This window comes from Rhizobium sp. BK538 (assembly GCF_014197575.1).
Lineage (GTDB): Bacteria > Pseudomonadota > Alphaproteobacteria > Rhizobiales > Rhizobiaceae > Rhizobium.
Map to the genome: position 1 here is coordinate 458,803 of NZ_JACIFT010000001.1, position 6,000 is coordinate 464,802.

Consider the following 6,000-nt stretch of genomic DNA (forward strand, 5'->3'; position numbering starts at 1 on the left):
TTCCTCCCGGCTTTTCTCATCCTCGGATCGCGAGGCGGCGATCAGATGTTCCGAGACGGATAGTGCATCGCCGAAGATGCCGACCTTGACCAGTACTGTCTTTCCGATCGATGAGGGTCAATGTCGACGTGGATCTTTGTCGATCCCGGCGAGAACGCATCGAGCCGGGCCGTTAACACGATCATCGAAGCGTCCGCTATCTGCTCGCAGTTAAACCGCCGCTATTGTTGACCAGCAATCCGTAATGTCGATGCATCATCACCGAACGGATGGCCTTTTCTTCGTGCAGTTCGGCCACCAGGAGTTTGAACCAGCTAAAGCCGACCCAGAGCGAGACCTTGTCCTCGACCTCTTCCGCGCGCAGTTCACCGCGTTTAGCGGCGTCCGTCATGATCTTCCTCACGTCCGCCGTTCGGTCTGGAAGAAACCTGTCGCGCAGCGCGCTCAACGCCTCCGGCGCCTGGGCTTCGGCGATCAGGCCGCGCAGCGCCGCGCCTGCCGGATGCGATGCCCAGAACCTCCAGAGGCTGGTCGTGTATTGCACGAGGTCTTCGATCAGGTTCCCAGTATCGGGTACCGGCACCGAGACCGAACGTTCGCTCGTGTAGATCGCGATGAAAAGATCCGCCTTGGTCGGATACCAGCGATAGATGGTCGTCTTCCCCGCGCCCGGCAATTGCGAGACTTCGGTTCAATGCCTCGCGCGCGTCATCGTTGCTGCCCCGCGTAAACATCACCGATAAGCCAAATGCGGCCTGAAGATGCATTTCGTCGGGAGAGCCGGACTCCTGGGTGCCAAGGGCGCGAATTGCCGTCCCGCACCATTTGTAGCAGTCGCCCAGAAGTGACAGACCGAGAAAGATCGGGGCGGCCCGCGCTGCAAGGCGTATTCCAGAGGGCTGATCGCCCGACTCTCCAAAACACCATTCCAATGCACTTCTGACGTCGTTGAGACTGTCGAGATAGCGCGCACGGGCGCTGGTCTCGCGAAGTGCAACGCCTGCCAGAGCCTTGTTTTCGAGCCACCCAATGCAGTATTCCGCATGGCGTCTTGAGAGATTTCGGCCCGCAACCGGGTCGCCTTCCAGTGCAAGGACGTAGGCGCGAGTCGTCGCAAGCAGCCGATAACGCGTAGCACCGTTCAGCTGACGGGACGCAACCATGGACTTCGCGACCAGGTTCTCGAGCGCTTCGATGACCAGACCTGCGGCGATCTCCCTCGGGGCGACGCCAATCGCTCCATCGAGTGTGAAATGACCCGAAAAAACAGCGACGCATCTTAAGATCACGCGCTCCATCGCCGAGAGGAGGTCGTAGCTCCAGTCGAGGGTAGCCTGGAGGGTCCTCTGTCGTCCCGGAGCTGATCGGCGACCAGGCCACGACAGTGAGAGGTGCTGGTCGAGAAGTTCTGCGGTCTGTCGCAGTCCCAGTGCTTCGACACGTCCCGCCGCCAGCTCGATTGCAAGGGCGACACCATCCAGTTTCCGGCAAATCGCCGAAACGAGCCCGGCGGCGTCGCGCGTAAGCATAAAGCGCTATGATTGAGAAGTTCCATAAATACCCCTTACGCCATCAACACTGAAATAGCGGGGTCAACGGTCTGGCGCGGGGAGAGCTTTCGAGGCCAGCGTCCTGCTTGTTGCTATGGGGTTCATGTTTTAGGCCAGAAAGATCGCATAATGGATCGTGGGGAACCTGTGAGAAAGTCTCGGGACGAACTACTGGTCCGCCGTTTCCTTTCAAGAACGTTGAGCGCATAGACCGCCCTCAGCCCCATCCGATTGGCCACAAATTCTGCTCCCGGAATGGTGCGGTGATCGAAATGACGATGGGTGTAGATTGGTAGTCCGGTAGGCGCTATTCGTGATGTAGCAGCATATCAGCAAACCCTTCCGCGGATTTTCCAAGGCCTCTTATATTGAAAAAAGTGCGACGCAGCTTTGCCGTCGAGTACAAAACCGGCAGGCGAAAACTCGATGCCAGGTCCAACTCGAGCTGGGGCAACGTGGATCTAAAGTCCGCCGCTCGAGACCTGGAGGAAGACGCAATGACGTTTCTGCCGGGCAGCTCTCAGAATGGCAAATCCGGCGATGAAGTGTCTTTACCAAAGGCAGATCAGCCCGAGTCGTTGTTGACAGCATGGCCGACGAGACTGATACGGCAATGAGTGCCGATGTGCCGACCGTTGTCCGACAGCGCCGGCCGCGCCGGTGACGGCGATGTCGCCACAATGGTGGAGGTCGCTAATCCGGCTATATCCGGGGGTACTGGTATCGACGTCACCGCTGCACAAGATACCCCTAGGATCAAGCGAACTGTCGAGGTCGCTCCGCGCAAGCAAAGGAGCCGCGGCAAGGAAGCGGTGGCGATAGCGGACGGTCGCCAGGTTATACACACTGCAAACGAGATGAGCCTCGATGACGAGATCAAGGTGCTGAGGAACCAGTTGGCCATAAAGCTCAGGCTGCAAAACGCCCAGTTGGGAAGAATGCTGGACCGGTTTGAACGCTGAGCGTGGCGCACTGCCTGCCCATTTAGCCCCGGATCAATTTCAAGCCTGTTGCAGGCGAACGGACCTCGGATGAATAGGATGTCGCCGGTTCAGATCCCATCACGGTGGGATATCTAATCAGACAGGATGTTTGTCCTCATTAATGAATATCTTGAATTTTGGCGTCGTTTTGTATATTTTGATATCAAAGCAATCATTCCTATGGAGGTGATATCAATGCCGGCAGTCACCATTCGAAACCTTTCTGACGAAACACATCGTGCTCTGCGGGTGCGAGCGGCTCATCATGGCCGGAGCACCGAGGCCGAGATCCGTGACATTATTGAAGCCGCTGTTCGTCCTCCTGAACGTGTTAAGCTCGGTTCTTTGCTGACAGCCATTGGTCGCGACGCCGGGCTTTCCGACAGCAACGTTGAAGCCCTGCAGAAAAGCCGCGACAAGACACCTGCTGAACCGATGACCTTCGAATGATCTTGCTGGACACCAATGTTATATCCGAGCCTTGGAAACCGGTTCCTGATGAGGCAGTGATCGCCTGGTTGGACGCCCAAGCTATCGAGACGCTGTTCCTCTCCGCAATAACGATTGCCGAACTTCGTTTCGGGATCGCTGCTATGCCTTCAGGGAAACGACAAACTATCCTTCTCGACCGCCTTGAGAGCGAAGTGCTGCCCCACTTTTTCGAGCGAATCTTGCCCTTCGATCTGGCTACTTCTCAGTTTTATTCCGAACTGATGGCCCGCGCTCGAGTATCTGGGAAAGCGATTGGCACGGCTGATGGCTACATTGCAGCCACAGCCGCAGCGAATGGCCTCGCGATCGCAACTCGCGACACGAGCCCTTTTGAGGCTGCTGGGCTGAAAGTGATCAATCCCTGGTCCAGATAACTACAGTGTACATGTAGGTTTCTTAATTTCGTTTCCTTTCAAGACCTGTTGCTTGAAGGATGGAGATGGCAAAGGCCGCCACGATGACTAGTCACATTGCCGACGCACCCTAACTGACGACGTAGAAAGCTTGGTAACCTTGCGGCGCTCCATAGTATTTCGATCGACCTACGCATTCTTGCGGATCAAACATCTAGCACTGAAATAGCGGGGTGGCCGGCCAAGTGTGTCGGCCAGCAGGTGGATCTTCGTTGTCAGTCCACCTCGGGAACGCCCAACGCCTGATCTTTGGCCCCCCCCTTTTCCGGTGGCCGCCTGCTGGTGGGCGCGCACGATGGTGCTATCGATCATCAGATACTGATTGTCTCGATCTGCCGTCAGCGTCCCGAACTCGCGCTCCCACACACCGGCATGACACCAGCGGCTGAAACGGCGATGCATTGTCTTCTGTCAACGGCGGAGTAAAAACCGGCCACAGGACGGCGTAAAAGTGGATCACGCGAAAATCTGGTCATGCAGCCAGATCCCACATTCTGATCGCTCCGCTAACGTGCTCTGTCCCGGTCGATGTCTCACCGCCCGCCCTCGAGCTTGCGGTTGCGTTGGCTCGCGCCGCCTTCGCCATAGGGATAGGAAGGCGGTTGCGGCGCGCTTACCGCGTTAAGCTTCGCCGTCTCTTCATCGGAAAGCACCAGCTTTGCAGCACCGAGGTTGTCTGCGAGCTGTTCGGAGGTGCGGGCCCCGAGGATGACCGACGTCACAGCCGGCCGTCCCGTCGTCCAGGCAAGTGCCACTTGCGCCATGCTGACGCCGCGGGCCTTGGCGATCTCCTCGACAGCGCCGATAATCGCCCAGGTTCGCTCCTGCGCATTGCGCGGGGCATAGGATTCGCTGCCGCGGTTCGGATTTTCGCCGAGCCGGGTGGCACCCGTCGGCATCTGGTCGCGCTTGTATTTGCCGGTGAGCCAGCCGCCGCCGAGCGGCGACCAGGGAAGCAGACCCATGCCGGCGTCCTGGCAGGCGGCGACAATCTCAAGCTCGATATCGCGCACCAGAAGGCTGTATTGCGGCTGCAGCGTCACCGGCTGGGTATAGCCTTTCGCCTTGGCGATTTCAGAGGCTTTGGCGATATGCCAGCCGACAAAGTTGGAGAAGCCATAGTAGCCGATCTTGCCGGCGGAGACTGCGTCATCGAGGAAACGCAGCGTCTCCTCGATCGGAGTCAACGCATCCCACGCATGCATCTGATAGAGATCGATATACTCGACGTCGAGGCGGCGGAGCGAAGCGTTGAGCGCCTGGTTCAGGTGCTTCCGGGAAAGACCGATATCGTTGGGTCCCGGTCCCATCGTGAAGCGCCCCTTGGTGGCGATCACCGCCTGTTTTGCTTCGGCCGGCCGGGTCTTCAACCAGCGACCGATGATCTCTTCGGACTTGCCGGCGCTGTAAACGTCAGCAGTATCGATGAAATTGCCGCCCCAGGCGAAATAGTCGTCAAGCAGTCTGTGGGAAGCGGCTTCGTCCGCCTCTGCGCCGAAGGTCATCGTACCGAGACAATAGGCGGTGACGATCGTGCCGCTCGGGCCGAGTTTGCGATAGTCCATGTTTATCTCCTCATTGAACACAGCCGCGACACCAGGCGGCGGCCGTCATTTCGAACTCGACAGCACTGAAAGAAAGTGCAGCGAGCCATCCTCACACGTCCCAAACGGGGCACCAATCGCCGTTCACCAGTCGCATGCCCCTTTCGAGGCCTTCGATCCGTTTGATCTCAGTTGGCGCCAGCGCAATCTTGCGTGCTTCGAAATTCAGGATGATGCGATCCTTCTTGCTGGAAGAAGGGATGACGATATGCCCCTTGGCCATCAGGAAGGCGAGCGCAACCTGCTCGCCCGTGGCGCCATGGGCTTTGCCGATCTCGTCGAGAACCGGGTCGCCCACCACGGCGCCCCGCGCCAGCGGCGAGTAGGCGGTGACGGCAATACCGAGCTTTTCGCAATAATCGATGATTGGCCGGTTCTGCATGTAGACGTGGCACTCCACCTGATTGGTGGTGATCGTGCGGTGGCCGAGCATGCGGATGCTTTCGTCGATCATCGCCTTCGTAAAGTTCGAAACACCGATCCGCTTGGCGAGGCCGGCGTCGAAAACCTCTGCAAGCTGGCCGACGTAATCGGCTAGCGGATATTTGTTATGCGGTGATGGCCAGTGCAGAAGCAGCAGGTCGACCTGGTCTGTCTGGAGCTTTTCCAGGCTCTCCCTGACCGACGGCACGACAGCGCCAGGTCCGTAATTTTCGGGCCTCACCTTCGTGGTGATGAAGATTTCGCTGCGCGGCACGCCGGCGTCCTTGATGCCGCGGGCGACGCCCTGCTCGTTGCCGTAGCCCTGGGCGGTGTCGATGTGGCGGCAGCCGGCTTCCAGCGCCCAGATGGCGCCCTGATAGGCTTCGTCCGCCGAGCGGTTCCATGTGCCGTAACCCATCTGCGGGATGCCGGCGACCATTGGTTCTATCGTCATGTTCGCTTCCTTGCTCCGCTCAGAAACCGCCCACGTGCAGCGGCTTGTAGGGGACTTCAAGCTTCTTGATGTCATCGGTGG

5 protein-coding genes and 2 pseudogenes are annotated in these 6,000 nt (G+C 58.6%); 3 read left to right on the forward strand and 4 right to left on the reverse strand.

Features of this window, described 5'->3' with window-relative positions:
• Positions 1 to 196: 196 nt before the first annotated feature.
• Positions 197 to 583 (reverse strand): TetR-like C-terminal domain-containing protein, encoded by a 387-nt coding sequence (locus tag FHX09_RS02230; RefSeq protein WP_348649155.1) that lies wholly within the window; start codon positions 581 to 583, stop codon positions 197 to 199.
• 1,335 nt (positions 584 to 1,918) lie between these two features.
• On the opposite strand from FHX09_RS02230, the pseudogene FHX09_RS29585 reads away from it, so the two are divergent.
• The 3 genes and pseudogenes from FHX09_RS29585 (at position 1,919) to FHX09_RS02245 (ending at position 3,399) form a co-directional block, all read left to right on the forward strand.
• A pseudogene (locus tag FHX09_RS29585) lies at positions 1,919 to 2,512 on the forward strand (transcriptional regulator).
• 216 nt (positions 2,513 to 2,728) lie between these two features.
• Complete coding sequence (locus FHX09_RS02240) at positions 2,729 to 2,983, forward strand: plasmid stabilization protein (RefSeq protein WP_132593926.1); 255 nt, start codon at positions 2,729 to 2,731, stop codon at positions 2,981 to 2,983.
• On the forward strand, positions 2,980 to 3,399 hold the full coding sequence (locus FHX09_RS02245) for a type II toxin-antitoxin system VapC family toxin (RefSeq protein ID WP_132593856.1): 420 nt from the start codon (positions 2,980 to 2,982) through the stop codon (positions 3,397 to 3,399). Before FHX09_RS02240 ends, FHX09_RS02245 begins: the two co-directional genes overlap by 4 nt.
• A 240-nt stretch (positions 3,400 to 3,639) precedes the next feature.
• Here FHX09_RS02245 and FHX09_RS29590 read toward each other — a convergent pair.
• The 3 genes and pseudogenes from FHX09_RS29590 to FHX09_RS02255 form a co-directional block, all read right to left on the reverse strand.
• Positions 3,640 to 3,771 (reverse strand): annotated as a pseudogene (locus FHX09_RS29590) (IS5/IS1182 family transposase); the annotation flags it as partial.
• Positions 3,772 to 3,971: 200 nt separating this feature from the next.
• Positions 3,972 to 5,003 carry an aldo/keto reductase gene (locus FHX09_RS02250; RefSeq protein ID WP_132593854.1) on the reverse strand — a complete coding sequence of 344 codons (1,032 nt, stop codon included), beginning with the start codon at positions 5,001 to 5,003 and terminating at the stop codon, positions 3,972 to 3,974.
• A 91-nt stretch (positions 5,004 to 5,094) separates the two neighbouring features.
• On the reverse strand, positions 5,095 to 5,919 hold the full coding sequence (locus tag FHX09_RS02255) for an aldo/keto reductase (protein WP_132593852.1): 825 nt from the start codon (positions 5,917 to 5,919) through the stop codon (positions 5,095 to 5,097).
• Between the last annotated feature and the right edge of the window lie 81 nt (positions 5,920 to 6,000).

Bases quoted from the DNA above. Each gene is read 5' to 3' on its own strand.
- FHX09_RS02250 (WP_132593854.1), bottom strand. From the start codon at position 5,003: ATGGACTATCGCAAACTCGGCCCGAGCGGCACGATCGTCACCGCCTAT.
- FHX09_RS02240 (WP_132593926.1), top strand. From the start codon at position 2,729: ATGCCGGCAGTCACCATTCGAAACCTTTCTGACGAAACACATCGTGCT.
- FHX09_RS02245 (WP_132593856.1), top strand. From the start codon at position 2,980: ATGATCTTGCTGGACACCAATGTTATATCCGAGCCTTGGAAACCGGTT.
- FHX09_RS02255 (WP_132593852.1), bottom strand. From the start codon at position 5,919: ATGACGATAGAACCAATGGTCGCCGGCATCCCGCAGATGGGTTACGGC.